Origin of the sequence: Sphaerisporangium album (genome assembly GCF_003323745.1) — a bacterium.
GTDB classification, from domain to species: domain Bacteria; phylum Actinomycetota; class Actinomycetes; order Streptosporangiales; family Streptosporangiaceae; genus Sphaerisporangium; species Sphaerisporangium album.
Window position 1 is genome coordinate 223,617 of record NZ_QOIL01000012.1, and the last position, 26,897, is coordinate 250,513.

Genomic DNA, 26,897 nt, shown 5'->3' on the forward strand with positions numbered 1-26,897 from the left:
CATGAGCAAGGAGGCTCGCGATGAGCAGCAAAGAAGTAGACGAGTTCGTGAAGACCAAGGTGCTCCCCCAGCACCAGGGCATCGTGGAAAAGCTGCGCTCCCTCATGAAGGAGAACGCGCCGTCCTCCGAGGAGATCATCAGCCGCGGCTCCCCGGCGTGGAAGGCCAACGGCAACCTGGCGATCATCAGCACCAGCAAGACGCACATCACGTTCGCGTTCATGCGCGGCGCCGAGTTCAAGGACACCCACGGCCTGCTCGACGGCATCGGGAAGACCACCCGGCACGTCAAGATCAAGACTTTGGAGTCGCTGAACGAGGCCGCCCTGCGCGACTACATCAAGCAGGCCGTGAAGCTCGACGAAGAGTAGGACGCGTGGTCCCCGCGCCCGCCGGGCCGGACACGGCGGGCTTCTCTCTGGGGACGTCAGGCCTCCGGGTAGACCGGCGGAAGGCCGAACCTCGGGAACAAGGTGTGGTCGAAGGTCGTGATCTCTGCCACGAGCCCGTCCTCGACGCGCAACACGTCGATCTTGAACGCTCTGAACTCCGTCTCGCCGTGCGGCCGCAGGTAGCTCGCGGCCGCCGGCATCCGGTTCGCCCGGGTGGGCAGCAGGCGCCAGTGGCCGGGCCCGGCGAGTCCCTCCTGGAGCAACGGCGCCACCATCGCCACCCCCTGGTACAGCATGGGCAGCGGCGGCATGGTGATCCTTATGTCCTCGCGCATCATCGCGATGGCCGACTCGGCGTCCGCGCGCTCGTGCGCGTCGATCAGGCGCCGCAGCAGCACCCGCTCGGTCTCGCTGGGCTCCGCGACGGGCCGCACTGGGCGGTTCTGCTTCACCGTCGCGCGGGCCCGCTGTAGCGCGCTGTTGGCCGAGGCCACCGTCAGTTCCAGCGCCTCGGCCGTGTCGGCGGCCGACCATTCGAGCACGTCCCGCAGGATCAGCACCGCCCGCTGCTTCGGCGGAAGCAACTGGATCACCGCGAGGAAGGCGAGCTCGATGGTCTCCCTGGTGACGATGGTCGCCTCGGGCTCGTCCCCGTCCGAGGCGATCTGGTCGAGCAGCCGGTCCGGGTACGGCTGCAGCCAGGGGATGTCCGCGAACGACGTGATCGACCGCACCCGGTGCCGGGAGTGGTCGATGCACGCGTTCGTCGCGATCTTGTAAAGCCAGGCCCGGAACAGCGGCCCGCCGTGGAAGCCGTCGCGCCGCCGCCACGCCCGCAGGAACGTCTCCTGGACCAGGTCCTCGGCCTCCTCGAAGGAGCCCAGCATGCGGTAGCAGTGGACGTGCAGCTCCCGGCGGTGCCGCTCGACGAGGGCGGCGAACGCCGACTCGTCGCCCGCCAGCGCGGCGGCGACCACGGCGTCTCCCTCGGCGTCCCTCACGGTCTCGGTCCCGCCGTCGTCAGGAGCCCATCGCACGGTCAAACCCTAGCCCGCGATGAGGCCGCAGGTCACGTTGACGATCGTCCCGGTGATGCCCGCGGCCCGATCCGACGCCAGGAACGCCGCGGTGTCGGCGACCATGGCGAGCCTCGGGGCCCGCTTCAGCATGGTCATGCTCGCCATCATCTGCTCGAACGCCGCCGGGTCGAAGTCCGTCATCCCCTCGTTGACCTCGACGACCTTGTCCCGGGTCATGGTCTCGACCACCCCGGCCGTGTGGATGCCGACGACGCGCACGCCGCTCGGCCCGACCTCGGCCGCCAGATACCGCAGGAACGTCTCCACCGCCGCGTCCGCCGGGCCGGTGCTGCCCATGCCGGGGGCGGCGCCGCGCGAGGATCCGCTGGTCACCGTGAGGATGACGCCGGAGCCGCGGGGCGCCATATGACGCGCGGCGGCGCGGGCGGTGTAGAAGTTCGACAGCAGGCCGTTCGTCACCGCCCGGGTGAGGTCGGATCCGGACATGTCCACCAATGGGATGCCCTGGACGTCCCCGCGCGTGATGAGGTTGAACGACACGTCGATGCCGCCCGCCGCGGAAACCACGGCCTGGGCGTGCTCGTCGACCGCCCGCTCGTCGAGCGCGTCCACCTCGGCCACGTCGGCCACGCCACCGGCGGCCCTGACGTCCTCGGCGACCGCTTCGAGGGTCTTGAGGGTACGCCCGGCGAGGAAGACCCGGGCCCCCTCCTGGGCGAAGGTCCGCGCCACGCCACGGCCGATGCCGCCGCCGGCGCCGTAGATGATGACGTTCTTGTCCTGAAGAAGTTGTGTCATGCCCCCTGTAACGACGGCATCCCACCGAACTCATCGGTCCGGCGAAAAAATCTCGAAAATCTTGAAACCGCCACGACCACTGCCCTCACCTGCGCGGAAGCCGGCAACCGCCCCCTTCCGGAGCGACCTCGCGGGTGGAGATCGCGGTCGCGGTGTCCCGGCTGCCGTCCGGTCAGCCTGAACCGGACACACCGGTTCACGGGGCGCGCTGAACGACGCGGAGCGCGGACGACCGCAGGCCCCTTGCAAGCCGTCCGGGGCGCAGGTACCTCTTAAGCACCCTTTTTCGGCTTCAGCACCCTTTCAGCGTCGTTCGGCGCCCGACCAGAGAGCAGGAACCCACGGTGATCTCCGCAGTCGTCATGACCGGGCCAGGTGCGCCGCTGGAGGTGCGCGCGTTCGAGCGGCCCGAACCTGAGCCCGGCGCGGTGCTGCTGGAGACGCTGGGCAGCGAGGTGTGCGGCACCGACGCTCACCTGTGGAAAGGGCAGCTCGCGGGCGTCCCGTACCCGATCATCCCCGGGCACGTCAGCGTGGGCCGGATCGCCGCGCTCGGCCCCGCGACGGCGTCGGGCGTCCCGAAGGACGTGTCCGGGGCACCGCTCGAAGTCGGCCAGGTGGTGACGTTCCTGGACGTGTACGGCACGTGCGGTCGGTGCTGGTACTGCACCGTCGGCCACGCGACCACCCGGTGCCCGTCGCGCAAGGTGTACGGGATCACCCTGTCCGCCGACGAAGGGCTGCTCGGCGGCTGGGCGGAGTACATCTACCTGCGTCCGGGCGTCCACGTGATCCCCCTGCCCGCCGAGCTCGACTGGCGAGCGTTCCTGGCGGCGGGCTGCGGCATGCCGACCGCGCTGCACGCCGTGACGCTCGGCGAGATCGCCTTCGGCGACACGGTCGTCGTCCAGGGCGCGGGACCGGTCGGCCTGTCCGCCGCCGTCCTCGCCCAGCTCCGCGGAGCCGGGTCGGTGATCGTCGTCGGCGGGCCGGAGGTCAGGCTGGACGCGGCGACCCGGTTCGGCGCCGACGCGGTCCTGGACATCGCCACGACGACCCCCGAGGAGCGGCTGGCGGCCGTCCGGGAAGCGACCGGCGGACGCGGCGCCGACGTCACGATCGAGGCGACCGGCGTGCCAGCGGCGGTCCCCGAGGGCATGCGGCTGACGCGGGACGCCGGGCGGTACGTGGTCGTCGGGCAGTACACCGACGCCGGGACCGCGACGTTCAACCCCCACCTGGACCTGAACCAGAAGCACCTGGAGGTCCGCGGGTGCTGGGGCAGCGACGTGGGCCATGTGTACCGGTCGGTGCGGGTGATGGCGCGCTACGCCCGGCAGTTCTCGTGGACCGACCTCATCAGCGGGGAGTACGCGCTCGCCGAGGCGCAGAAGGCGCTGGAGGACGTCGCCGCGCAGCGCGTGGTGAAGGCGCTCGTCGTCCCGTGAGGTCCCGCGGGCCCGGCGGTCGGCGGGGCGCGCCACCGAGCATTCACCTTCCCGGTCACGTGCGTACCCGCGCGTCCGCCCCGGCGTTCGTCTCGGGGCGCTGGACTTCCGACTTGGTCATTTCCCCCGGAACTCGGATTTATCCGGACACTTCCGGCCTCCGCCGACCCTGAAGGACGTGCCATGAACCACCGCCCAGCCCCCGGTCGCGGCGCCCGTACACGGCTCGCGCTCAGCGTGGCCGCCGCCCTCGCGGTCGCCGGGCCGCTGACGGTCTCCGGAGTCGCCGCGGCCGACGCGCCCACCGCGGCCCCGGCCGACCGCGTCACCGCGGACTGGACGACGCGGACCGTCGCGCCCGGCGTCGAGGTGCGCACGGGCACGCTCAGGAACCCCGCCGCCGCGCCGAGCTGGACCGTCACCGTGCAGGCCCCCGTCAAGGCCCGTTTCACCGGCGCCCAGGTCTGGGCCGCCGTCGGCACGGAGGCGTGGGCCACCGAGACCGCGGACCGCCTGCGCGCCACCGGATTCGAGCCGGTCGTGACCCAGGTGCCGTGGCCGGACTACTCCGACACGCCGCGCGGCCCGATGGGCGTGCGGGTCCGCGTCGGCACGTACCCGAACCAGGCGGCCGCGAGCGCCGCGGCCTCCCGGGTGACCGCGGCCGGGTTCCGCACCGCCGTCGAGTGGACCGGCTACGACGCCGACCAGCCCGCCGACGTCGAGAACATCAACATCGCGGTGATCGACCCGCACCGGTTCCGCGGCTCGGTGATGGCCACCCACGACGGCAACGTCGCCCAGCGCGAGACGACGTCGTCGGTGGCCGCCAAGCTGGGCTCGCTGGTGGGCGTCAACGGCGGCTTCTTCCTCACCTCCGACGCCGACGGCGTCCAGGGCACCCCGGCGGGCGTCAGCGCCCACGACGGCGAGCTGGCCTCGATGGCGGCGGGCTCCCGCGCGGCGCTGATCCTGGAGGACGGCGGCCGCCGCGGCCGTATCGCCGACCTGACCACCACCGTCACCGCCCGCGCCGGCCGCTCCTCCTACGCCGTCCAGGGGATCAACCGGACGCCGGGGCTGGTGCGGAACTGCGGCCGTCCCGGCGCGCTCCCCACCGCCGAGCCGCGCCAGGACCTCACCTGCACCCTCGCCGACGACCTGGTCAAGTTCACCGGCGAGTACGTCCACGCCCTGCCGTCCGGCGCGGGTACCCAGGTGGTGCTGGACGCCAAGGGCCGCGTCGAGTCGGCCGGCGACCGGGGCGGCGCCGTCCCGCCCGGCCGCACCGTGCTGCAGGGCACCGGCACTGCGGCCGGCTGGCTCACCGCCCACGCCGTCGTGGGTGAGCGGGTGTCCGTGACGGAGGAGGTCCGGGACGGCGACGGCCGCCGGGTCAGGCTCGGCCGCGGCGACAGCATCGTCAGCGCCGCGCCCACGCTGGTGGAGGACGGGCGGATCCGCATCGACGCCTCCACCGAGGGCACCGTCGACCCGCTGGACCTGTCCTTCGGATACGCGTGGGCGAACAACCGCCAGCCCCGGACGATGGCCGGCATCGACCGCCAGGACCGGCTGCTGCTGGTGACCGTGGACGGCCGGCTCAGCGGCGGCAGCGAGGGCTTCACGCTCGCCGAGGGCGCGGCCTTCATGCGGTCGCTCGGCGCGGTGCAGGCGCTGAACCTCGACGGCGGCGGCTCCTCGGCCATGGTCGTCGGCGGCGCGCTCGTCAACCGTCCGTCCGACGCGGCGGGCGAGCGTCCCGTGGGGGACACGATCCAGGTGCTTCCCCGCGGCTGATCTTCGATTGCCGCCGCGCACGGGCGGGAAATGAGATGCCGGCGGTCGCGAGCGATTGCTACCGTCGGCGTCATGCCCAGTCCGGAGACCCGGAGCGTCCGGTCCATCACATGGCGTCGCCTCACCGAGCGGGACTTCCCCCTGCTGCGCGCATGGCTGGAGCAGCCGCACGTGGCCCGCTGGTGGCACCACGAGACCACCCCGGAGGCGGTGGCGCGCGACTTCGGCCCCGCCGCCAGGGGCGAGGAGCCGTCCGAGGACCTGCTCGTCTTCCTCGACGGGCAGCCACTCGGCCTGGTCCAGCGGTCGAAGTACGCCGACTACCCGGAATACATCGCCGAGCTGGCGGCCATCGTCGCCGTCCCCGAGGGCGCGATGAGCATCGACTACCTGATCGGCGACCCGGAGCAGGTGGGGCGCGGTCTCGGGCCGCTGATGATCCGGTCGGTCGTCGAGAGCACCTGGGCGGAGTTCCCGGCCGCCTCCTGCGTCCTGGTCCCGGTGTCGGCGGCCAACCGCGCGTCCTGGCGGGCGCTGGAGAAGGCCGGGCTGCGCCGGGTGGCCGAGGGCGAGCTGGAGCCGGACAACCCGATCGACGACCGCGCCCACTACGTGTACCGGATCGACCGGTAGGGCCCGGAATCAGGCGCGGGTGGCCCGCAGCCGCTCGTCCGGGATGATCAGTGCGGGACGCCTGGACGGCGCGAAACGAACTTTTCCGGATCCACGCGAGTCTCAGGAACCGTGAAGACTCTCCTGCGCGCGCTCATCGCCGGCGGCGCGGCCACGGCCGTCGCCCTGTCGTCCGGTACGGCCGCCGAAGCCGCGTCCATCCCGAAGTACAAGGCCCCGAAGGTCTTCGGCACCACCTTCCAGGCCGACCCCCAGCACGACTTCACCAAGCACATCAGCCCCCGCCACAACGGCATTCTGCGCGGCTGGATCACCTACGTCGGCGGCACGACGGCCGAGTACGAGCCGATCAAGTGGAAGAAGGGCGAGATGACCGAGGGCTGGTTCGTCGGCCCGCCGGAGGGCAACGCCATGGCCTACTCCTCGCACGTCGCCAAGAAGGTCGTCTTCCTGTCGGCCTACGGGTGCAAGGTCACCCCCGGCGATCTCACGGTGAGCCAGGCCACCGCACTCGGCGCCAAGAAGTGCTCACGCGGCGTGCTGCTCAAGCGGCACGCCAAGGGCCGCCACCCCTCGCTGATCACCGTCTACCGCGGCGAGATCGTCAAGGTCCAGGAGATCTACACCCCCTGATCCGCTTGCGGGTGGCCGCCGGAAGTCAGAAGAGCGTCAGCGGCTCGGACGGCATGGGCTCGGGCAGCGGCTCCACCGCCGGCACCCTGCTCCGCACCTCGTCGTGGAAGCGCCGGGCGAGCGTCAGCGCTTCGGCGTTGTCCGGCGTGTGGACGAACACCGTCGGCGAGCGGCCCTCGCGCAGCCACTCGCCGACCGTTTCGACCCAGTACCGCCAGCCCTCCACCGTCCGCGCGACGTCGTCCCGGCCCATGTAGCGGACGATCGGACGGTCGGTGAGAGCGGCCGACCGGCGTGGGACCCGCGGTTTCCTCGTCCACGCCTCACGCTCGGCGTCGGTGGTCGGAGGGCTCTCGAAGAAGGCCGTGGTGTCGAACGGCACCCATTCGGCGCGGGCGTCGACGAGGACCTTTTCCAGCAGCCCCGCGGCCCGCGCGTCCTCGAAGAACGCCCGGTGGCGCACTTCTACGGCGTATCTGAGCGAGCCCGGCAGCCCGCGCAGAAAACCCGCCAGCGTGCCGACGTCGTCCGGCGCGAACGAGCCCGGCAGTTGTACCCAGAGGGCGTGGAGTCGCGGGCCGAGCGGCTCCATCGTCTCCAGGAACGACCGGAGCTCGTCCTCGATGCCGGTGAGGCGGCGCTCGTGCGTGATCGTCTTGGGCAGCTTCACCACGAACCGGAAGTCGGACGGTGTCTGCCGCGCCCACGACTCCACCGTGCTCCGCGCGGGCACCGCGTAGAACGTCGTGTTCCCCTCCACGGCGTTGCACCAGCTCGCGTACCCTTTCAGGCGCTCGCCGGGCGGAAGGGGCTGGGGGAGGAAGCGCCCCTGCCACGACGCGTGCGCCCACATCGCGCATCCCACATGAAGCCGCATCCCCCGACGCTATCCAAGGCCGCCACCGGATGACACCGAACCCCTGGACCCGGCAAGGACGCCACGTCGCCGCGGAAACCCGGTTGCGGACCGGCCGATTCTTCGCCTACACCTGAGGGCCATCGTCTGCCGCCCGATGGCGGCCTCGATTCAGGAAGGAGGGTGACGATGTCGCACGGCAACCGCACGTTCGCCACGCGTACCGCCTCTGGGGAGGCACGGCACTGAATCCCCAGGTGCGGCGCCCAGCACGATCCGGAGTTCGACGTGACCGCAGACCTGATCTTCCGCCCCATCGGCGGGCCCGACGAAATAGACCTCTTCAACGCGTTCCCCGGCCCCTACAACGACAGGCTCGCCGAAGACCTGGAAACGGGGCGGCGCCGATACGAATGGCTGTGGCTGGCCCTGCATGACGGCCGGCCGGTCGCCAGGGTCGGCTGGTGGTCCTCCCGCGCGGGCGGCCCGCCGGAAGTCCTCGACACCATAGACATGGGGGAAACCCTCGACGGCCTCACATCTCACGACACCGGCCGAGCCCTCGCCCGGCCCACCCCGCTCGATGCCGGCGGCGATCCTGGCGCGGTCGACCTCGCCGAGCGCCTGCTGCGCGCCGCGATGGGCGCGGTGCTGCCCCCGGGCACGCCCCCGCCTCCCTGCGTCCTCCAGCCGGTCCCGGTCGACTGGCGGGACGACGAAACAGCGGGCCGCCTTACCAAGGCCCGCGTCGAGGTCGTCGAACGCACCGGCGGGAGAATGTTCGTCGAACGACTCCGCTACCGCTGGACGGCCGGCACGCCCCTGCCCGAGCCGTCCCGCCGGCTGACCTTCCGGGAGGCCGGCGGCGACGAGGAGACCGTCGCCCTGCTGGAGGGCATCCTGTCCGGCACGCTCGACGCGTACAGCCGCGCCGACATCGCGCGGTCCTCCATCGAGGAGTACGCCCGCGAGCAGTACCACTCCGAGCTGCTGACCTACCCGAGCCCTCGCGAGTGGTGGCGCGTCGGCCTGACCCCCGGCGGCGAGCCGGTCGGGCTGGTGGTTCCCGCCCGGAACTCCTACGCCTTCATCCTGGCCTACATCGGCGTCGCCGAGGGCCACCGCGGCCACGGCTACGTGAACGACCTCCTCGCCGAGGGCACCCGCCTGCTGGCGGGGCACGGCGCCACGCAGATCATGGCCGACACCGACCTCGCCAACACCCCGATGTCCAAGGCGTTCACCCGCGCGGGCTACCAGAACCACGCCCGCCGCCTGGACCTCACCTGGGGCTGACCGCCCCGCATCCGATACCCCACCGACGACACGGCGTCCCGACGGGCCCGGACCGGGCGAAACCCGCCGTGTCGGCGGTGGAGGCATCTCGACCGGCCCCCACCTGGCATGACGCGCCACCGTGGTGCTCCGGCATGGTTGCTCACCGTAGGTAAGCTGGCCTGCCGCGGGCGTCGCGCGCGGCAGGGGCAGACGTGGGCGGCGAGGTGCGCATGGGGGTGCTCGGCTCATGGCGACAACGGCCCACCGACCGGTGACGGCGCTCGTCGTCGGATGGTTCAGCTTCTCCCGCGGTGAGGCCACCGCGGGCGACGTGCTCAGCATGGAGGCCGTCCGCGCCCGGCTGACCTCCGCGGGCGTCCGGCACGACGTCGCCTGGAGCTCGGTGATGTGCCCGGACGGCGGCCTCCGCCTGGACGACGCCCCGCCCGAGCGCTACACCCACCTGATCTTCGTCTGCGGCCCCGCGCACGGGCGGCCCGTCCGCGAGCTGCACGAGCGGTTCGCCCACTGCCGCCGCATCGCGATCGGGGTGACGGTGGTGGACGCGGCCGATCCGGCCGTGACCGGGTTCCACGAGGTCCTGCCGCGCGACGCCCCGGACGGCTCCGCGTGGCCCGACCTCGCCGGCGGGCCGGTCATGGGAGCGGTGCCGGTCGTCGGCGTCCTCCTCGTCCACGCGCAGCCCGAGTACGGCGACGACCAGCGGCACGGCGACGTGACCCGCCTGCTGTCCTCCTGGCTGAACGACCTGGACTGCGCACGGCTGCCGCTCGACAGCCGGCTCGATCCCCGTGACTGGCGGTCGAGCGCGACGCCCGCCCAGTTCGAATCGCTGCTGCGCAGGGTCGACGTGGTCGTCACCACCCGGTTGCACGGGCTCGTGCTCGCGCTCAAGAACGGCGTGCCCGCGCTCGCGGTCGATCCCGTGGCGGGCGGAGGCAAGGTGACGGCGCAGGCGCGCGCCTGGCGGTGGCCGGCCGCGCTGCCCGCCGAGGAACTCCGGCGGCCCACCCTGGACGAGCACCTGACGTGGTGTCTGTCCGACCCGGGCCGCCTGGCGGCCGAGCGGGCCGCCGGCCCCGCGCGGGACTCCGTCGAGGCCCGGCTTCACCACCTGCTGTCGTTCCTGCGATGACGGGAAGAATCTACGTTCACGAACTTCGGCAGACCGACGGCACCCTCGTCCTGAACGCCCGGCTACGCTGCCGCCTGCACCCCCGTAACCAGTTCTCCCAAGCCCTGGATCACGTCACAGGGTGAGGCCGGTCGCAGGAGACGACGATGAGTCACGAGACCACCCCATCGGCCGGCGCCGACGCCCGGCCGTTCCCGTTGGAGCCGACGCCGATCCACGTGCCCGACGACGTGCTCGCCGACCTCCGGCGGCGCCTGGAGCTGACCCGCTGGCCGGACGACGTCGGCAACGAGGACCAGTACTACGGCGTGAACCGCGCCTACCTGCGAGAACTCGTCGACTACTGGCGCGTCGGCTACGACTGGCGCAAGGCCGAGGCCGCGATCAACGCCTACGAGCACTACCGCGTCGAAGTCGAGGGCGTGCCTGTGCACTTCATGCGCAGGCCCGGGGCCGGCCCGGAACCGACCCCGTTGATCCTCTCGCACGGCTGGCCCTGGACGTTCTGGCACTGGTCCAAGGTCGTCGACCCCCTGGCCGACCCCGGCGCGTACGGCGGCGACCCGGCCGAGGCGTTCGACGTGATCGTCCCCTCGCTTCCGGGGTTCGGCTTCTCCGCTCCGCTGCCGGACGACCCGGACATGAACTTCTGGAAGATCGCGGACCTCTGGCACACCCTCATGACCCGCACCCTCGGCCACGAAAAGTACGCCGCGGCGGGCTGCGACGTCGGGGCCCTGGTCACGGGCCAACTCGGGCACAAGTACGCCGGCGAGCTCCACGCCATCCACATCGGCTCGGGCCAGAAGCTCACCCTGTTCAACGGCGACCGGGCCTGGGACCTCAGCGGCGGCCGGCCCATCCCTGATGGCCTGCCCGCCGGGATCCACGCCGGGATCGTCGCGCTGGAGAAGCGGTTCGCCGTCCATCTCGCCGCGCACGTGCTCGCCCCGAGCACGCTCGCCTACGGGTTGTCCGACTCACCCGCCGGGATGCTCGCCTGGATCCTGGAGCGCTGGGTGAACTGGAGCGACAACGGCGGCGACATCGAGACCGTCTTCACCAAGGACGATCTGCTCACCCACGCCATGATCTTCTGGGTGACCAACACGATCGGCACCTCGATGCGTACCTACGCCAACAACAACCGCTACCCGTGGACCCCGTCCCACGACCGGCGGCCCCCCGTCGAGGCGCCCACCGGCATCACCTTCGTCGGCCACGAGAACCCTCCCGGCGTCACCACCGACCAGCGCGTCCAGCACTTCCTCGCGGGTGACCGCGCCCCCTGGTACAACCACGTCAACCTCACCGCCCACGACCACGGCGGCCACTTCATCCCCTGGGAGATCCCCGACCAATGGGTGGACGACCTCCGCCGCACCTTCCGCGGCCGCCGCTAGCGACGGGCCCCGCTAGCGGGCGGGCCCCAGGGGGTGGGCACCGCCGCGCGTCCGGGGGGCGTCCACGACTCGGGCCAGGTGGGGGGCGAATACTGGTTCCAGGACCAGCCACGGGGGTGACGCATGATCACTACAGAGACGATCAGCCGGCTCATCCGGTTCAACGGGGGCGATCTGCCCGTGGTCTCCTTGTACGCGAGGGCGGGGCTGGACGGCCCCGCCGCCCTGCGCACCCAGGTCAACAGCCTCCTCCACGAGATCCGCCCGGTCACGGACGACGAATCCCTGGGGCGACGGGCACGGCTGTCGATACGAGGCGACATCGAGCGAATGGAGGCGATGGAGGGCCTCGAACGCGTGGAGAGCGGCGCGGTGGCGATCTTCTCCTGCAGCGAGGGCGGCTTCTTCGAGCGGGTCGACCTGCCGCGCGCCGTCCGGTGCCGGGTCGTGATCGACGCGACCCCATGGGTCCGCCCGATGCTGGCGGTGCTGGACGAGTACCACCGTGCGTGCGTGCTGGTGGTCGACCGGCGTTCCGCGCAGGCCTGGGAGCTGTGCCAGGGCGAGATGCGGGAGATCCGCGAGCTTCGGGATCCGGCCCTGCGCAAGCCGAACTACGCGGGCTGGTACGGGCTGATGGAGCATCGCGTGCGCAACCGCGCCGACGACCTGACCAAGCGACACTTCCGCAACGCCGCGCGGGTGCTGGACGAGCTGTTCCGCGCCGGTGACCACGAGCTGCTGATCGTCGGCGGCCACCCGGAGGAGGTGCCGAACTTCCTGGAGTTCCTCCCGCACGATCTCCGGCCGAAGGTCGCCGGGACCTTCACGATCGATCTCCGGACGGCCACGGCGGCAGACATCCGGCGCAGCGCCGAACGCATCATCGAGCGGTACGAGCGGGACGAGGAACGGCGGCAGGTCGCCGAGGTCATGGAGCACGCGGCGATGCGCAGGCCGGTCGCCCTGGGCCTGGACGAGTGCCTGTGGGCCGGCTCCGTCGCCGCGGTGCGGACCCTTCTGGTCCAAGAGGGGGCGACCGCCCCGGGGGTCGTGTGCGACGAGTCGGGCTGGCTGGCGACGTCGGGAGACACCTGCCCACTGTGCGGCCGGGCGACCCGCCGGACGCCGGACGTCATCGACGAGCTGGCCCAGGCCGTGATCGACGAGAGCGGCTCTGTCGAACACGTTCTCGCCGACACCCAGCTCAAAGACCACGGCGTGGCGGCCGCGCTCCGCTTCCCACTTCCTCGGCGAACGCCGCAGGAGGCCCTTTCCTAGCGCCGTACGACGCTCTTCACCGACACCTGGGTGCGCTGTCATCCGGAGCCGGGCCCCGTCGAGCGGGGGTGAGGGCGCGGCGGACGGTGCGGCGCCCCCGCCGACGGCCGGCCCTCGGCGAAACCGGCCCACAGGAACAGGTCAGGGTGCCCGGGAACAGGTCGGGGAGGAGCGGCCGCGCGCCTCCGCTCCGCTGCACTTGGCCCTCCACCGCCATGGCCGCAAGGACACATCCCTTGCGGATTCGGCCACGGTGAAGCGCCGCAGGCCACACCGAGAAGCTCCGCCGGGGCCGGCCGCGTCCCGCGCGTATCGGTCAGCCGGCGTCCGGAACGTAGGCCAGGTTGAGCACGCCGGTCTTGAACGTTTCCGATTTGACCAGCTTCAGCGGGTGGGTCGGGGTGTCCTCGAAAAGCCGTTGACCACGGCCGACCGCGATCGGGTGGACGAGCAGGTTCAGCTCGTCGAGCAGCCCGTTGGCCAGAAGCCACCGCACGGTCGTCGCGGAGCCGGACATCTGGATTCCGCCGTCGGTCTGCTGCTTGATCTCGCGCAACTTGGCCGCGACATCACCTGAGATGACGGTGGTGTTGTTCCAGTCCGCCTTCTCCAGGGTGTTCGACAGGACGTACTTGCGGGCGTTGTTGATGAACTCGGCGAATTCCTGGTCCTGGTCCGTCGTCGACCAGTACGCCGACCACTCGTCGTACAACTTGCGGCCCATCAGGAACCCTGTCGCGCGCTGGACGCCCGCCTCGACCGCGGCGCCCATCTCCTCGTTCCAGTACGGGAAGTGCCACTGATCCGGCGACTCCACCACGCCATCCAGGGAGATGAAGAAGTTCGAGATGATCTTAGCCATTGCTCTGATCCTTTGTCGTTGGGGTTACAACCCCGCTCCAACGCTCCGGCCGGCACCCCGTCGCAGGCACGACGGCCGAGTAGCACCCGGTCCTGGGTGCTGATGCCGACCGCGAAATCCTCCGCCATGCCGACGGCTGTGACAGACAGGCTAGGTGGGAAGAGCGCTCGGGTCTTGTACAGAAGCGACAGTGGCCCCGACGGGGCGGTGTGCAGGGCGATGGTCAAGCCGGCCGATCGGGGTCGATCTGTGGCCGGGCTGCGGTGGCGCCGAGGGCTGCTCCAGCGGGTGCCGGGGTGGGCCGGCACCCGCTGGAGTACCTCAGACGATCATTGGTCGACGAAGAGACCCTGACCGAAGCCCGCGCCCGTGCTGTCGTTGTTCGGCTGCACGATCACGTTGTCGCCGCGCTGCGGCACGCCGGCGACGGAGGGCTCACCGTCGACGGTGTACTGGTCGTCCGCGGTCCCTCGGTCGAGGAAGACGCCGACGCCCTGGTTGTTGCCGAACCCGAGGCTGCCGGCACGGGTGCTCGGAACCTGGATCGGGCCTATGAACTGGCCGGCGAACGCACCGTGGTAGTGGTCTGCGCCCGCGTCGTCCAGAAAGATCCCGGTGGCGCTTGCCACGTTCCCAGCCCCCTGGGTGAACCGCGGGATCCGGTCGCACAGCCCCTCGCCTTCGTCATCCCGCACACCGCCCGCCCCCTCGGTCTGGTTGGGAGCGTTCGGGTTGATCGCGGCGGGCATGTAGAAGCCGTAACCGTCATCGCCGGCCTCGTCACGAAGCACGCCGACGCCGCCGACCAGCGCGAACCCCTGGCTGTTACGAACAGCGCCGTAGGTGTCGTCGCCCGCGCCGTCGGACAGTATGCCGACACCGAAGATGTGACCGGCGCCGAGCGAGCCCGTCTTGCCGGTGTAGGTGTCGTTGCCCTCCGCGTCACGCAGGATGCCCACGCCGAGGAATCCAGCGCCACCCGTCATCATCCGGCGGACCACCGGGTCGTTGGTGCACCCGGTGTCGTGGTCGGGGGTCTGCTTGACGCCGTAGACGTCGTTGCCCTGAATGTCGAGAAGGACCGCCGCGGCGGGGACGCAGTCGAGTGCCGTCAGCCCGGGGATCGCCCGCTGGCAGCCCTTGGCGGGCCCCGTACCGCGCAACCCGGTGACAGCGGAGCCGACGGGCGAGAAGTTCACGTCGACCACGTTGCTACCGGCGTTGTTGGCATAGGTGTCGTTGCCGCCGACATCGAGGGTGAGAAGGTAGTCGTTGTCGTAACGATTGTCGCGACAGCCGCCGTCGACCCGCAGCACCGGCCAAATGTCGAGGTCGACCTGGCCGAGCGGCTGACAGCCGGGCGCGGCGGTGTCCGGCAGTTCGTCGAGCACGGCCAGTTCGAGCTCATTGGTGGACTGCCAGGCCGACTCACCGCAGAGCCGGATGCCGGTGTAGGCGGCGGGGTTCAGGCCACCGCCGGTCGCGAGCACCTGGGAGAGCAGAGCGGGCGGAATCGCCGAGAAGGCCGGCTTGGTGAGCCGGTAGCAGGTGAGCAGGTCGGTCAGCACGTTCGCCAGCCGCCCCGCCACTTGGGGCGACAGGTCCGCGCCGAGGATCTGCGCGGGGTTCTGGGCCAGTCCCAGCTCTGTGGACAGCGAGGAAGCGGCCTGGAACAGGGCCTGCTTCGGCACCGCGGGGAGCGCCCGGGTCGCCGTGGTAGTCCGCTCGTAGAGCTTTTCGTACGGCGCGACCTTCGCGCCGATCACCGGGCTGGCGCCGGTCACAGCCGCGGTGACGGTCCCGGCCGCCGAGGCGAGGGACGCGCCGGCGACCACCATCACGGCGGTGGCACCGACGCAGCCGAAAATGCGGACCAGGCGTCTCACATGATTCATGAGCGTCTCCACACGGTACGGGTGGGGTGACTGAGGCGACATTCCCACTAACCGCCTGCCGGCCAGGACAAACTCGCCGAGCGGGCATCGCGAGTCTCAATTCAATATCGTCACAGCCGTAAGGGAGATTTATGCGAGTCCTGACCAGCGGTTACTCGTACGAGTGGTCACGTCAAGACCGTCCGAAGCGGGGAGTAGGCGAAACCGGACGTTTGTCCACAGCCATGACTTCTTGCATTGTTCGCCTGTTCAGATTGGTGCTCGCTTTCGCCTTGTCCATGGCCGGGTCCGAGAGAAAGAGGTTCGATTCCGTGCGCGACATTCCGATGCGGGTCGGCATCGGCCGAACCGCTGGTGCTCACGGTCGCCCAAGTCCACGAACTCACGGACGTGATCGAGCCGCGTTACCGGGGACGCCGGTGCTCCTGGTGACCTTCTGGACCGGCTTACGAAGGAATCGGGCACGAAAGCCGAAACAAGCCGGACGAAACGCGAGGCCTGGACTGCACATCTGGTGGCGGCGCCTGGTCGAACTTCAACTTCACCACTCTTGGGCAGACGGCCCGCCGGAATCCCCGGCGAGCCGTCGTGTGCGTTGTGCGGAGGTCAGCCGTCGGATTCCGGCGACGGCAGGTAGCCACCGGGCACCTCGTCCGGGGTGAGGATCTTCTCCTCACCGGGGTAGGGCGTGGTCCAGTTGTGCGCCTGGTACCAGGTGAAGTGGTTCATCAGCGCGGGGTGGGCGAAGTCCGGGACCGCGTTCGACCCGCTGAGATGCTGCTCCTTCTGCCAGGCGGTCCAGACGTCGATGACGTGCTGCGTCTCGGCGGGCACGGTCGACGCCGTGGCCTGCGCGGGAGCCACCGAGGCGCCCGCCGCGGCCGGGGTGTCGTTCCCGCAGGCCGGCGGGGTGGCCACGCCTTCGGTGAGCGGCACCTGGTTGGGCACCGCGTTGAACGGCGTGAAGTCGGGCTTGTCGGTGAAGGCCCGGCTCATCGGGGTGGCGGCGCTGTCCTTCTGGTTCATCGGCTTGATCCCGAGGATCTGCTCGATGGTGCGGACCATGGTGATCTGCGTGTAGTAGTGGCTGTCCACGGTGCCGTGCTGCGCCCAGGGGCTGATGATCTGCACGGGACCGCGCGCACCGTCGACGTGGTCGACGCCGTCCTGGGTGTCGTCCTCGATCACGAAGATCGCGGAGTCCTTCCAGTACTTGCTGTGCGAGATGGTGTCGACGATCTTGCCGACGGCCAGGTCGTTGTCGGCCACCTGCGCGACCGCGTTCGGCGCCCCACCGGTGTGGTCGCTGGAGAGCCAGAACATGTTGAGGTTGGCCGGGCCGTTGGCCTCGAAGTCACGCTTCCAGATCTGGTACCGGTAGATGTCCGGAATGTTGGTGTCGTACTTCGGGTAGTTGTGCACCGTGATCGCGTTGAGCGACGGGATCGGCGACTGGGTGTCCGTCTTGATGCTGGTGTCCTGGCCGGTCGCCTCCATGTTCCGGGCGTCGCAGTAGAACTTCTGCCACGACGAGCCGGGCGGCACGGTCAGGAACTGGGTGAACTCGCCGAAGTTGCGGGCGGTCTTGCCCGCGGCCTGCGCACCGGTCCACAGGAAGCCGGAACGCTGGTGGCCCAGCGCGTCGTCCTCCGTGTCGTAGCTGCGCTGGTACTCGCCGGCGGTGGACTCGGTGTACTCCGGGTTGTCGCCCTGCATCAGCCAGTTGTGGCCCTCGGCGGAGTTGGTGCCGATGTCGTAGGTGTTGTCGTACAGACCGAACTGACGCGCGAGCGCGTGCTGGTTCGGGGTGACCTTCTCCCCGAACTGCGCCAGCGTCGGGTCGCCGTTGCCGCGCGGGTCGTCGCCGAACACCTGGTCGTAGGAGCGGTTCTCCTTGACCAGCAGGAAGACGTGCTTGATGGTCGAGGGGTCACCGAGGCGCTTGGGGACCGGCACGGCATGCTCGGGCTTGCCCTTGCCGTGCCCGTCGTCCTTGCCGTGGTCGTCGTTGCCGTGGTCGTCGTTGCCGTGACCGTGATCGTCGTTGCCCTTGCCGTGGTCGTCGTTGGCCTGCTTGACGTCGTTCTTGCCCCAGCCGTTCTGGGCGAAGACCGTCGCCGTGGACTTGGCGATCTCCCGGTCGTCCGGCAGCTTGAACCGAAGCAGCGAGCCGGTCGAGTCGTGGGTGTTGTGGCCCGTCGCCGGCGTGGTGCCGGCGCCCTTGTTGATCGTGCGCGTCGGGCCGCGCTCGCCGATGCCCCGGGTGTTGGTGACGACCACGTCGTCGCCGACCGTGGTCACCTCCTCCGGGTAGTAGTCCGTCGGGAGCAGGCCGACGAAGCTGACCGGCTCCTGCGGCCTGGTGTAGCGGTAGACGGCGATCGCGTTCGCCCGGCCGAGGGTGACCAGCAGGTGGCCGTCCTTGGTCAGGGTCACACCGTTCGGGGCGTAGCCGACCTGAGCCTCCGGCCACGGCTGGGTGGCGATCGTCTGGACGACCTTGTCGCGGTTCGTGTCGATCACCGAGACCTGGTCGTCGAACGTGTCGGTGACGAAGAGCACGCCGCGGGCGGCGTGCATCGCGGTCGGGTGCAGGCCGACCTCGATGGAGGCGACCGGAGCGGCCGTGTCGGCGACGTTGATCACGCTCACGGTACCGGTGGTCGTCGCACCCGTGACCGGGTTGGCCGGCACCTGGGTGCCGTAGGAGTTCATCGTCGTCTCGCCGGGCTTGGCCGGGCGGCCGCCCTCGTTGCTGACGTAGAGCTTGTCGCCGACCAGCGCCAGACCACGCGGCGCGGTGCCCACGGTCCAGCTCTGCTGGATCGCGCCGGTCGCGGCGTCGATCGCCACGACGCGGTTCTGCCCGTTGACGGCGGCGTACACGATCTTGCCGTCAGCGGAGAAGACCGCCTGGGCCGGCAGCGCCCTCTTCGTGCCGTCCGCGGCGATGTTCACCAACGTCGGCGTGCCGAGGGTGCCGTCCGCGTTCACCGGGAAGCGGGTGAAGCCGTTGATCTGCGGGAGCCACAGGGTTTTGCCGTCCGGAGAATAGGCCGGCCCCTCCTGCCCGACGTTGTTGTTGGCGATGCGCACACCGGCGGTCGAGGCGGTCCCGGCCTGCTGCAGCACCTTGTAGTTCTGCAGGTCGACGATGGTCAGGGCGATCGACCGGTCGTTGGTGAGCGCCGCGAGGAAGCGGCCGTCCGGGCTGACCGTCGAGGCGAGCAGCTTGCCGTTGTCGACGAGCAGGCGCTCACCGATCGGCTTGATGACCTGGTCGCTGGCGAGTTGCAGGCCGGCCTTGTACGTGGTGCCGACCAGGTTGGTGCCGAACACCTCGGTGGAGGCGTAGGCGATGCCCCCGCCGGCGACGGCGATGGCTGCGGTGCCGGCCGCGACCACGCGGATCCGGCTGCCGGTGCGTCCGTCGAAGAGCGCGAGACGGCTCTTCGTAGCGCGCTGGCGCTTGACGTGCATGAGTCATTCCTTCGGGGTGCTTGCGAGCAGGTCGACGTTCCCGTCGAACTGCCACAGGGGGTTGGGTGCGTCTCCGGTCGGGGTGCGCACCTGGAAGTAGCCGTTGACCTCCTTCGGTCCGTCTCCGTCGGCGACGTACCGCCCGTCCGCGGTGACGTCGAGCTGGTAGATGGCGGTGCCCACGGCGGTGGCGCCGGGGAGGTGCCAGGACACGACGCACCGCCAGTCGTTGCCCGCTCCCTCGTCGACGACCCGGGAGCCGCCCTTGTCGCAGGACGCGGTGGCCCGCAGCTGGGCCTCGGTGACGTCGGGGCGATTCAGCTCCCGCGTCTGCAGCCGGTAGAGGTGGGCGTACGCCGTGGCGAGGGAGGCCTGCAGCTTCTCCTTGTCGATCCCCGAGCCCGTGGCCGGGGTCGCGCCGGCGATCACGCCGACGGCGAGGGCGACCAGTGCGGCCAGCGGCAGGACCGCCGCCACGAGGACCTGCCGGCCCGACCCGTCGTAGGTCACGTCGGTGAAGTCGCGGCGCAGGAACAGGCGGTAGGCCAGCGCGGTGGCGATGACCGCCCATGCGAGGCTCACCACAAGGCCGACGAGGAGGGGACCCGCCTGCGCCGGGCTGGTGAAAAGCCCGCGCCAGGCGAGGAAGGCGTGGCTCGGCAGGGACAGTTGCACGGCCACCGGCAGCGGGAGCAGCTGCGCGAGCTGCAACACGAAGGCGAGGAGCGCGGGCATCAACAGCCCCATCGGGGAGCGGCCCAACGCGATCGAGCCGAGGAGGCCGACCGCGGCGAACGCCAGCGTCGGCGCCAGCGCGCAGGCCCACGCGAGCAGGACCGTGCCGGCCGCCTCCGCCGGGGCGAGGATATGGCCGTCCAGGCCGGCGAGCGGGTGGTCGCCCACCGCGGCCAGGCCGCCGGCGATTCCCGACGCGGCCAGCCCGGCCACGAGCAGCAGGATCACGGTGAGGCTGGCAAGGGTCTTCGCCACGAAGATCCGCCGCGGGGAGCGCACCGCCACGAGCAGATGGCGCCATGTGCCCAGCCGGTCCTCGACGGCGAAGACGTCGCCGGCGACCAGCGCCGTCAGCAGCGGGAGCGCCCAGCTGCACGAGAAGTCCAGCACGACCAGCGACCCCGCCCAGCCGGTCGCGTTCATCCAGCGGCCGAAGACCGTGTCGGCGGGAAGCGAGCTCTGCAGGCTCACCGCGGCCACGAAGACCGCCGGGCCGATCCAGCAGGCCGCGATCAGCAGGCGGATCCGCCACTGGGAGAGCAGCTTGACCAGCTCGAACCGGTAGCCGTGCAGCACGGGCGCCGGCCGGGCGGCGGCCCTGGGTTCGGTGATGGTCGCGGTCATCGCATGTCCTCCTGGTCTGCCTGGTCCTCCTGGTCGGTCCGCGCGGGCGGGGCGCCGGTCCCGGTCCCGGTCAGGGCCAGGAACGCGGCCTCCAGCGGCGCCACTACGGGCCCCAGCTCACGAAGCGCCACGCCGTCTCGCACCAGCCGCACGACGAGCTCGTCGACCGCCGGCACCGGCCCGCGGACCACCACGTCGGCGTCCGCCCGTTGACCGGGGTCGCGGGGCACCACGCGGAGCCCGGGCGTCTCCGACGCCAGCCGGTGGGCCTCCGCCGGGTCGGAGGTGACGAGCCGGTAGTCGAGCTCGCCGCTCTCGGCGGCGAGCTTGCTCAGCGGCCCCGAGAAGACGACCCGTCCGGTGGCGAGGATGGTGACGTCGGAGCACAGGGCGGCGAGGTCGTCCATCCGATGGCTGGAGAGGACCACCGCGGTCCCGTCCGCGGCGAGTCCGGTGATGACGCGGTGCACGTGGTGCTTGCCGGCGGGGTCCAGGCCGTTGGCCGGCTCGTCGAGGACGAGCAGGCGCGGCTTGGTGAGCAGCGCGGCGGCCAGCCCGAGCCGCTGGCGCATTCCCAGTGAGAAGCCCCGGACACGGTCGTCGGCCACGTCGGTGAGCCCGACCTGCTCCAGCGCGTCGTCGACGTCGGCGGTGCCTCCGGCGTCGTACCGGCGCAGTGAGGCCAGGGCCGAGAGGTTCTGCCGAGCGGTGAGCGAGGGATAGAGCCCGGGTCCGTCCACGAAGCCCGCGACTCCGTCGGGTACGGCGAGCGTCCTCCCGACCGGCGTACCCAGGATCTCCAGGCGACCGCTGTCCGCGACCGCCAGGCCCAGCAGCAGGCCGAGGAGCGTCGTCTTGCCCGCGCCGTTCGGGCCGACCAGGCCGTGAACCTGCCCGCTCGCCACGTCGAGGTCGAGGCCGTCGAGTGCGACCACATCACCGAAGGACTTCGTGATCCCGCGAGCCCGGACTGCGGAGGTCATGTGCATGTCGGTCTCCCTTAGCTTGATCCTCAGCAAGAGCTGAACCTAGAGATCGCGGCTTGCCTCGGTGAGGCGCACAGCCGAACGTTGGGCGAACCTCACACAACCCGGCGATACGCCATATAAAGCACTGATACGTGACGTAAAACGTCGATATGCCACCCAACCGGCCAATATGCCCCTCAACCCGGCGACCGCACTGGCCAACACGCTCGCACCCTGGATCTCACGTGGCTCAGGGCGACGGCCCGCGTAGATCACTGCGGCACACCCGGGGGACCTTGGCCGTCCCACCGATCCCGGGGCCCTGGGGGCCTTATGGGCTCTTAACGGGTGCCAGGAGACTAGGCAAACGGAGGGAACAATGATCGAGTTCCATCTGGACGGCCGGTCCGGGGTCCCGCCGTATCTACAGCTGGTACAGCAGGCACGGCACGCGCCGCGGCTCGGCTTGTTGCGCGAGGGCGACCAGTTGCCGACGGTCAAGGACGTGGTGGCCGGCCTGGCGATCAACCCCAACACGGTGCTCAAGGCCTATCGCGAGCTCGAACACGAGGGCCTGGTGGCGGCTCGGCCGGGGGTGGGGACGTTCGTGACCCGCACGCTGACCGACACGACGCCGGCCGCGCACAGCCCGCTGCGCAAGTGTGACTACCTGATCGTGCTCGCGACTCGCGGGTCCGGCCGCTGATCGGTGAGACCCAGCCTGAGCTGGAGGCCGCTCATGCCGAACATCAGCGGTCGCCCCGTTGTGTCCAGGACCGCATATTCGAGAGGACTACCGGACTCCAAACCAGTTAGCTCCCAGATCGCCAGTTCGCCCAGCACGGCCGGACGTGCGGGGGCTACGGGAATACCGGGAGTGCGGGCGCGCGGGCCTGGCCGCCGAGTGCGGCGATCCGCACGCCCGCGCCTCACAACTCGTTCATTGCGCATCGATGCGGGCCGTCACGCTCCCGATCCCATTCCGCCCATTGGGCGAGTACACGGTTATCCCCGAATCGTGGAGGTTAATAGACCCGCTACCGACCCCGTCCTTCGCGTAGACGTTCTCGGTGTACACGACGCCCTGCTGGGCGCTGTCCGTCCCGCCCCGGGATACCTGGATCCCAAAGTGGGGGAAGCTGATCCATCCGTCGTCGGCGCTTCGTCCCTGTACCCACCTGGTGTTCACACCGTTGAGGTCGGCCTTGTCGGCGAACAGGGTTCCCCGTTCCTGGGAGCCACCTGCGCGCCGTACGGTCGCCCCGCCCTGGGAGAAGGCGACGGCTCCTTCGCCGCCGTTCGGTCCTCCTATCCACGGGGTGTACACGGTGTTGAAGTAGGCATTGTCGGCCGTCACGGTCCCCTGCCCGCCGGAGCCGTTGGAGATCGCCACCCCTGCGCCGGTGAAGGTGACACGCCCTCTCGTCGCGTTCGCCGTCCCCTGGATCCATGGTGTGTCGATGCCGGTGGTAGCGATGAGGGTTTCCAGGACGGGATTGCGCACCTGAACGGTCGCGGTGAGGAAGTGCTGCTGCTGGGGCGTGGTGCGCGAGGTGGCGACGAGAGTGTAGGTGGTGGCCCGCTTCGGGGCGTCGGCGGCGGCCGGTGACCAGGAGTACGCGCCCTGGGTGATGGCCGCCTGCCCGCCCGGGAACAGGATCTTGTAGTCGAAGTCGTCGGACCCCTCCCACTTCAGCACGATGCTCGTTCCGGCGTTCACCATGGTGTCGTCCGGGCGGAAGTTGCGCGGTGCCGGAATCTCCTTCGGAGCGGTCTTCACCAGCGCCACCGCCGCGAAGCTGTTGCTCAGGAGCCCGGTCTTGGTTCTGCCGGTGTTCTCGGTCACCCGCAGCACGGCCAGCCCGGCGGTGGGGGCGACGGTGACGTTCTCCAGCGTCAGCACCATGTGGTCGCCGGGGGCGAAAGAGGCTCTGCCGCCAGGGGCGGTCGCCTGGAAGGCGTTGGAGCCCTGTGGTCCCGGCTGAACGTTCGCCGGTGACCGGGGGCCCGACCGCGCGCCGTACTCGCCCTTGGGCTTGATCTTGTTGAAGTCCGAGGTGAGGTCACCGGCGCCGTTGCCAACAGGCACCTCCACCTTGATCGTGGACCAGAACGCCGCCTGCTGCCCGGTGTTGGTGACGACCAGATACACCGTCCCCGTGGACGGGGACCGCCCGGGTGCCGACGCCTCCAGGGGCGCCGGGTCTGTGATGAGGGTGTAGGTCAGCAGGGTCATGGTCACGACTCCTTCTCTTCGAGGACGGCACGGGCCGATGACCTGCCCACGGCAAGAGGACCGCAGCCGGGGCAGGACAGGCGGCGACATGGCGATGCATCCGGAATCTGCTGCTTGCGATGCACCGCAGGAGATCACCCTTTAGATCCAAACGTCAGCATTGGACCGCTACAAGAGCACTCAAGGAGGCCATACCAGGACGCTTCGGCAATAGCCTCAGAATCTTGACAAGCGCCCGGACCTGAACCCGCGCCGGATCAGTTGGTGAGCATTGACCGACGGTCGGCCTCCGCCGACGATCGCGAGCGTGCGTCTTGGCTGGTGGAGCCTGGGGGATTCGAACCCTTGACTTCATGCCACAGCGCTTGGCCGCCCTCGAACAGGGGACGTCGCGCTTGCGGATCCCTTCGGCTCCGACAGTGCGTAGGCATCTACGGCCTCGGCCAACCCGGTCTGCTAAGTCTTCGAACCGGTTGTCAGCCATACCATTGGTCACGATCGCCACGCGCCACCTGGACGTCCATAGCGCGAGATTTCACAGAGTGTCGTCCAGGCCCAAAGAGTCAGCCGTTGCACGGTGCGATCTAGGAGGCTACCTTCATGCCTCTCCTCTGAAGGGTGCGGAGCCCATCGGCTCAGACCCGGTGGCGGCATCTCGGTCCCGCGATTTCCCCTCTATGGCACCTTTCGTGGCGCGTGATTCCGGGCGGCTGCGAACGACTCCGGAAAATGCTGCCATTTTTGCTGAAGGGGTCGGCGACCATCGAGCAGCGTTAACAAAAAGACATGTGGAAGGAAAAAGGCGTCGATCGTCGATCGTGACTACTAGGGGCAGAAGGCGAGCCCTCATAAGAATGGTCGCCGAGGGGTTCTCACACGAGACTTGCCTCGATTCGGGGAAATGCCGGAATTTCGGGACAGCGGTATGTTCAAGGGGGAGAAATGCCCAAGTGGCCGATTTTTGTCGGGTTTCTCGCGATCAGCGCAGCACTGACCGGCGGAGCCATACCCTCAGCCACTCCTGCCATGGCCGTATCCGCCGGGGGCACCGTCGTGACCGGCCTCGGTGTCGATCGCGGCGCGGCCACCCAGGAATCGGAGCCGCCGGCCACCTCACCGGCACCGGACGGTGGTCAGACCGCTGCGGCGATGCTGGAGTACCTACAGGATCTGGCCGCGAAAAAGGAGTTCACCGGCTCGGCGCTGGTGGTACGACGCGGGAAGGTGCTGGTGCGTTTCGCCGCCGGCGAGGCCGACGAGGAGAAGCACATCCCCATTCGGCCGGATACGGTCTTCCGGATCGCCTCGGTCACCAAGCAGTTCACCTCGATGATCGTGCTGAAGCTGCGCGACCGTGGGCTGCTCGGCCTGGACGACCCGGTCTGCCCCTACCTCGTCCCGTCATACATCAAGACCTGCCCGAAGGCGTGGCGGCCCATCACGATCCGCGAGATCCTCACCCACACCTCCGGCATCCCCGACATCCAGGGACTGCCCGACTTCTATGCCAAGCTCTCGCAACCGACCACGACCCGAAAGCTCATCCAGCGGTTCGTGAACCTGCCACTGGACTTCAAGCCCGGCACCCGCTGGGAGTACAGCAACTCCGGCTACATCCTGGCCGGGGCGATCATCCAGCGAGTGACGCACAAGCCATACGGCACCGTGCTGCACGACGAGATCACCGGCCCGCTCAACCTCCAGCACACCGGCTACAGCAGGGGAAATCCGCCCGACGGGTACGCCAAGGGCTACTTCACGCTCGGATCACCGGCCCCGCCCATCAACGGCTCCCAGGCGTTCTCCGCGACCGGCATCTACTCCAACGCCGACGACATCGCCCGCTGGGACCGGTCGTTCGGCGCGCACGTGGTCGCGCCACCCGCCACCGTCAAGAAGGCGTTCACGCCACAGGCATCGTGCCCCTGCAAGGGCTGCCTCAACTTGCCATCGAGCGCATACGCCTTCGGCTGGCTCGTCGACCGGCTCGAGGGGCACCGACTCCGCTACCACCCAGGTCTTCTCCAGGGCTACGCGGCGAGCAACATGTACCTACCCGATGACGGCATAGCGGTGGTCGTGCTCAGCAACGTCCAGAACACCGACACCAACGGCATCGCCCGCCACCTCGCCACGATGGCCCTCAACTCCTCCGAGTGCGCCTGCTGAGAGCTGACCGCGTACCCCCACGACCTCGCCGCCCAAGTGGACGGACATGGCATCGTCAACCACGCCGTCAGTCCAATGACAGGCGATCAAGCTCAGCCACCTGGCCGAACAGTGCTATGAGCTACGGCGCCAGCCGGTCCGGTGTGCTCGTCCGCGCGAACGGCGAGACGTGTTGACGACCTTCTCGCGCGGGCGAGTGCTCAGGTTCGCGGGGGTCTGGGGGCGGCGGCCCTCTCAGCTGAACGCTCGGAAGTCCAGTCGACGTTCACCTTCGCAATTGGTACGCCCGCGCCGGCCGATGAACTACAGTCGTCCGCCGTGACCGAATCCTCCTCCTATATAACGGCGACGGCAGAGGCTTACGATGCCATCGCAGTTCGCTACGCCGAGTTCGTCCAGGGCAGCCTCGACCGCCTGCCCCTCGATCGCGCAGTGCTCGCCGCGTTCGCCGAGTTCGTACGGACCGCCGGTGCCGGGCCCGTCGCCGAGGTCGGATGTGGCCCCGGATATGTGACGGCACACCTGCGGGACCTGGGACTGGATGCCTTTGGCGTCGACCTGTCGCCCGTGATGATCGACCTTGCCCGCGAGGCCTACCCCGACCTGCGCTTCCAAGTCGGTTCAATGGACGCCTTGGACCTGGCCGACGGCGAACTGGGCGGCATCGTGTCCTGGTACTCCGTCATCCATACACCGCCGCAAGAACTGCCGCCGTACTTCGCCGAGTTCCGCCGGGTGCTGGCCCCGGGCGGCTACCTCCTGCTCGGCTTCTTCGAATCTGAAGGCGGGCCGGTGGTGGCATTCGATCACAAGGTAGCGCCGGCCTACCGGTGGCCGATCGACGACCTCGCCGAGCTGGCACGCAAGGCAGACTTCGTCGAAGTGGGGCGAATGCTGCGCGAGCCCCAGGAAGAGGAGCGCTTCCGCCGAGGCCATCTGCTGATGCGTAGACACTGAGTTCGACAGCCGCCCGGCACGCTGGTCCCTGCGGGCTAATGGCACACGTCAATGGCTACGAACGCCGCGTCCCCTGATCAGGAACGCGGCGTTTCGACTGGTGGAGCCCAGGGGATTCGAACCCCTGACTTCCTCCTTGCCAAGACGCACGCACATCTTGCTAGACCTGCGAAAACGCAGCTCCCAGCGCTGACCGCGTTCCCGTGATTTCCGCTGTTCCTCCTCGTTTCCGCCTCATCGGGCACACGATGGG

General features: G+C 69.9%; 21 protein-coding genes. 12 read left to right on the top strand and 9 right to left on the bottom strand.

What is annotated here, in order from left to right; genetic code table 11:
• The first annotated feature begins 20 nt into the window (after window positions 1–20).
• Window positions 21–371: a DUF1801 domain-containing protein gene (locus DQ384_RS22250; protein WP_114030786.1), complete on the top strand. Its 351-nt coding sequence runs from the start codon at window positions 21–23 to the stop codon at window positions 369–371.
• 56 nt (window positions 372–427) lie between these two features.
• On the opposite strand, the gene DQ384_RS22255 is transcribed toward DQ384_RS22250, so the two are convergent.
• Both DQ384_RS22255 and DQ384_RS22260 read right to left on the bottom strand, forming a co-directional pair.
• On the bottom strand, window positions 428–1,429 hold the full coding sequence (locus DQ384_RS22255; RefSeq protein WP_245966688.1) for an RNA polymerase subunit sigma-70: 1,002 nt from the start codon (window positions 1,427–1,429) through the stop codon (window positions 428–430).
• 9 nt (window positions 1,430–1,438) lie between these two features.
• Complete coding sequence (locus DQ384_RS22260; protein ID WP_114030787.1) at window positions 1,439–2,230, bottom strand: SDR family NAD(P)-dependent oxidoreductase; 792 nt, start codon at window positions 2,228–2,230, stop codon at window positions 1,439–1,441.
• Window positions 2,231–2,574: 344 nt separating this feature from the next.
• Here DQ384_RS22260 and DQ384_RS22265 point away from each other — a divergent pair, with 344 nt between their 5' ends.
• From DQ384_RS22265 to DQ384_RS22280, 4 genes are all read left to right on the top strand, one after another.
• Window positions 2,575–3,678: a zinc-binding dehydrogenase gene (locus DQ384_RS22265; RefSeq protein ID WP_114030788.1), complete on the top strand. Its 1,104-nt coding sequence runs from the start codon at window positions 2,575–2,577 to the stop codon at window positions 3,676–3,678.
• Between the two features lie 183 nt (window positions 3,679–3,861).
• On the top strand, window positions 3,862–5,478 hold the full coding sequence (locus DQ384_RS22270; RefSeq protein WP_114030789.1) for a phosphodiester glycosidase family protein: 1,617 nt from the start codon (window positions 3,862–3,864) through the stop codon (window positions 5,476–5,478).
• Between the two features lie 72 nt (window positions 5,479–5,550).
• Complete coding sequence (locus tag DQ384_RS22275) at window positions 5,551–6,111, top strand: GNAT family N-acetyltransferase (RefSeq protein ID WP_114030790.1); 561 nt, start codon at window positions 5,551–5,553, stop codon at window positions 6,109–6,111.
• 111 nt (window positions 6,112–6,222) lie between these two features.
• On the top strand, window positions 6,223–6,744 hold the full coding sequence (locus DQ384_RS22280) for a hypothetical protein (protein ID WP_245966689.1): 522 nt from the start codon (window positions 6,223–6,225) through the stop codon (window positions 6,742–6,744).
• Window positions 6,745–6,769: 25 nt separating this feature from the next.
• On the opposite strand, the gene DQ384_RS22285 is transcribed toward DQ384_RS22280, so the two are convergent.
• Entirely contained in the window at window positions 6,770–7,621 is an 852-nt protein-coding gene (locus DQ384_RS22285) for a DUF72 domain-containing protein (RefSeq protein ID WP_114030791.1), read from the bottom strand.
• Window positions 7,622–7,888: 267 nt separating this feature from the next.
• Here DQ384_RS22285 and DQ384_RS22290 point away from each other — a divergent pair, with 267 nt between their 5' ends.
• From DQ384_RS22290 to DQ384_RS22305, 4 genes are all read left to right on the top strand, one after another.
• Window positions 7,889–8,896, top strand: a complete 1,008-nt coding sequence (locus DQ384_RS22290) for a GNAT family N-acetyltransferase (protein ID WP_114030792.1) — start codon at window positions 7,889–7,891, stop codon at window positions 8,894–8,896.
• 229 nt (window positions 8,897–9,125) lie between these two features.
• Window positions 9,126–10,034 (top strand): polysaccharide pyruvyl transferase family protein, encoded by a 909-nt coding sequence (locus tag DQ384_RS22295; protein WP_114030793.1) that lies wholly within the window; start codon window positions 9,126–9,128, stop codon window positions 10,032–10,034.
• A gap of 146 nt (window positions 10,035–10,180) precedes the next feature.
• Window positions 10,181–11,437 carry an epoxide hydrolase family protein gene (locus DQ384_RS22300; protein WP_114030794.1) on the top strand — a complete coding sequence of 419 codons (1,257 nt, stop codon included), beginning with the start codon at window positions 10,181–10,183 and terminating at the stop codon, window positions 11,435–11,437.
• A gap of 123 nt (window positions 11,438–11,560) precedes the next feature.
• Window positions 11,561–12,718 (top strand): baeRF10 domain-containing protein, encoded by a 1,158-nt coding sequence (locus DQ384_RS22305; protein ID WP_114030795.1) that lies wholly within the window; start codon window positions 11,561–11,563, stop codon window positions 12,716–12,718.
• A 316-nt stretch (window positions 12,719–13,034) separates the two neighbouring features.
• Here the strand turns inward: DQ384_RS22305 and DQ384_RS22310 are convergent, their stop codons facing one another.
• The 5 genes from DQ384_RS22310 to DQ384_RS22330 all read right to left on the bottom strand — a co-directional run bounded on the left by DQ384_RS22310 (window position 13,035) and on the right by DQ384_RS22330 (window position 21,297).
• Window positions 13,035–13,580: a dihydrofolate reductase family protein gene (locus tag DQ384_RS22310; RefSeq protein WP_114030796.1), complete on the bottom strand. Its 546-nt coding sequence runs from the start codon at window positions 13,578–13,580 to the stop codon at window positions 13,035–13,037.
• A gap of 329 nt (window positions 13,581–13,909) precedes the next feature.
• The gene (locus tag DQ384_RS22315) at window positions 13,910–15,475 is read right to left on the bottom strand and encodes a hypothetical protein (RefSeq protein WP_147268867.1); all 1,566 of its coding nucleotides are present in this window, start codon (window positions 15,473–15,475) and stop codon (window positions 13,910–13,912) included.
• A 606-nt stretch (window positions 15,476–16,081) separates the two neighbouring features.
• Entirely contained in the window at window positions 16,082–18,955 is a 2,874-nt protein-coding gene (locus DQ384_RS22320; RefSeq protein WP_114030798.1) for a bifunctional YncE family protein/alkaline phosphatase family protein, read from the bottom strand.
• 3 nt (window positions 18,956–18,958) lie between these two features.
• Window positions 18,959–20,314, bottom strand: a complete 1,356-nt coding sequence (locus DQ384_RS22325) for an ABC transporter permease (RefSeq protein WP_114030799.1) — start codon at window positions 20,312–20,314, stop codon at window positions 18,959–18,961.
• The gene (locus DQ384_RS22330; protein WP_114030859.1) at window positions 20,311–21,297 is read right to left on the bottom strand and encodes an ABC transporter ATP-binding protein; all 987 of its coding nucleotides are present in this window, start codon (window positions 21,295–21,297) and stop codon (window positions 20,311–20,313) included. Before DQ384_RS22330 ends, DQ384_RS22325 begins: the two co-directional genes overlap by 4 nt.
• 364 nt (window positions 21,298–21,661) lie before the next feature.
• Here DQ384_RS22330 and DQ384_RS22335 point away from each other — a divergent pair, with 364 nt between their 5' ends.
• Window positions 21,662–21,988: a GntR family transcriptional regulator gene (locus tag DQ384_RS22335; RefSeq protein ID WP_114030800.1), complete on the top strand. Its 327-nt coding sequence runs from the start codon at window positions 21,662–21,664 to the stop codon at window positions 21,986–21,988.
• Window positions 21,989–22,222: 234 nt separating this feature from the next.
• Here the strand turns inward: DQ384_RS22335 and DQ384_RS22340 are convergent, their stop codons facing one another.
• Window positions 22,223–23,518 carry a hypothetical protein gene (locus DQ384_RS22340; protein WP_114030801.1) on the bottom strand — a complete coding sequence of 432 codons (1,296 nt, stop codon included), beginning with the start codon at window positions 23,516–23,518 and terminating at the stop codon, window positions 22,223–22,225.
• 1,026 nt (window positions 23,519–24,544) lie between these two features.
• Between DQ384_RS22340 and DQ384_RS22345 the strand changes: the two genes are divergently transcribed.
• Both DQ384_RS22345 and DQ384_RS22350 read left to right on the top strand, forming a co-directional pair.
• A complete protein-coding gene (locus tag DQ384_RS22345) occupies window positions 24,545–25,687 on the top strand; it encodes a serine hydrolase domain-containing protein (RefSeq protein WP_181871338.1) in 1,143 nt (380 codons plus the stop codon).
• Between the two features lie 318 nt (window positions 25,688–26,005).
• The gene (locus DQ384_RS22350) at window positions 26,006–26,644 is read left to right on the top strand and encodes a class I SAM-dependent methyltransferase (protein WP_114030803.1); all 639 of its coding nucleotides are present in this window, start codon (window positions 26,006–26,008) and stop codon (window positions 26,642–26,644) included.
• The last annotated feature ends 253 nt before the right edge of the window (window positions 26,645–26,897 follow it).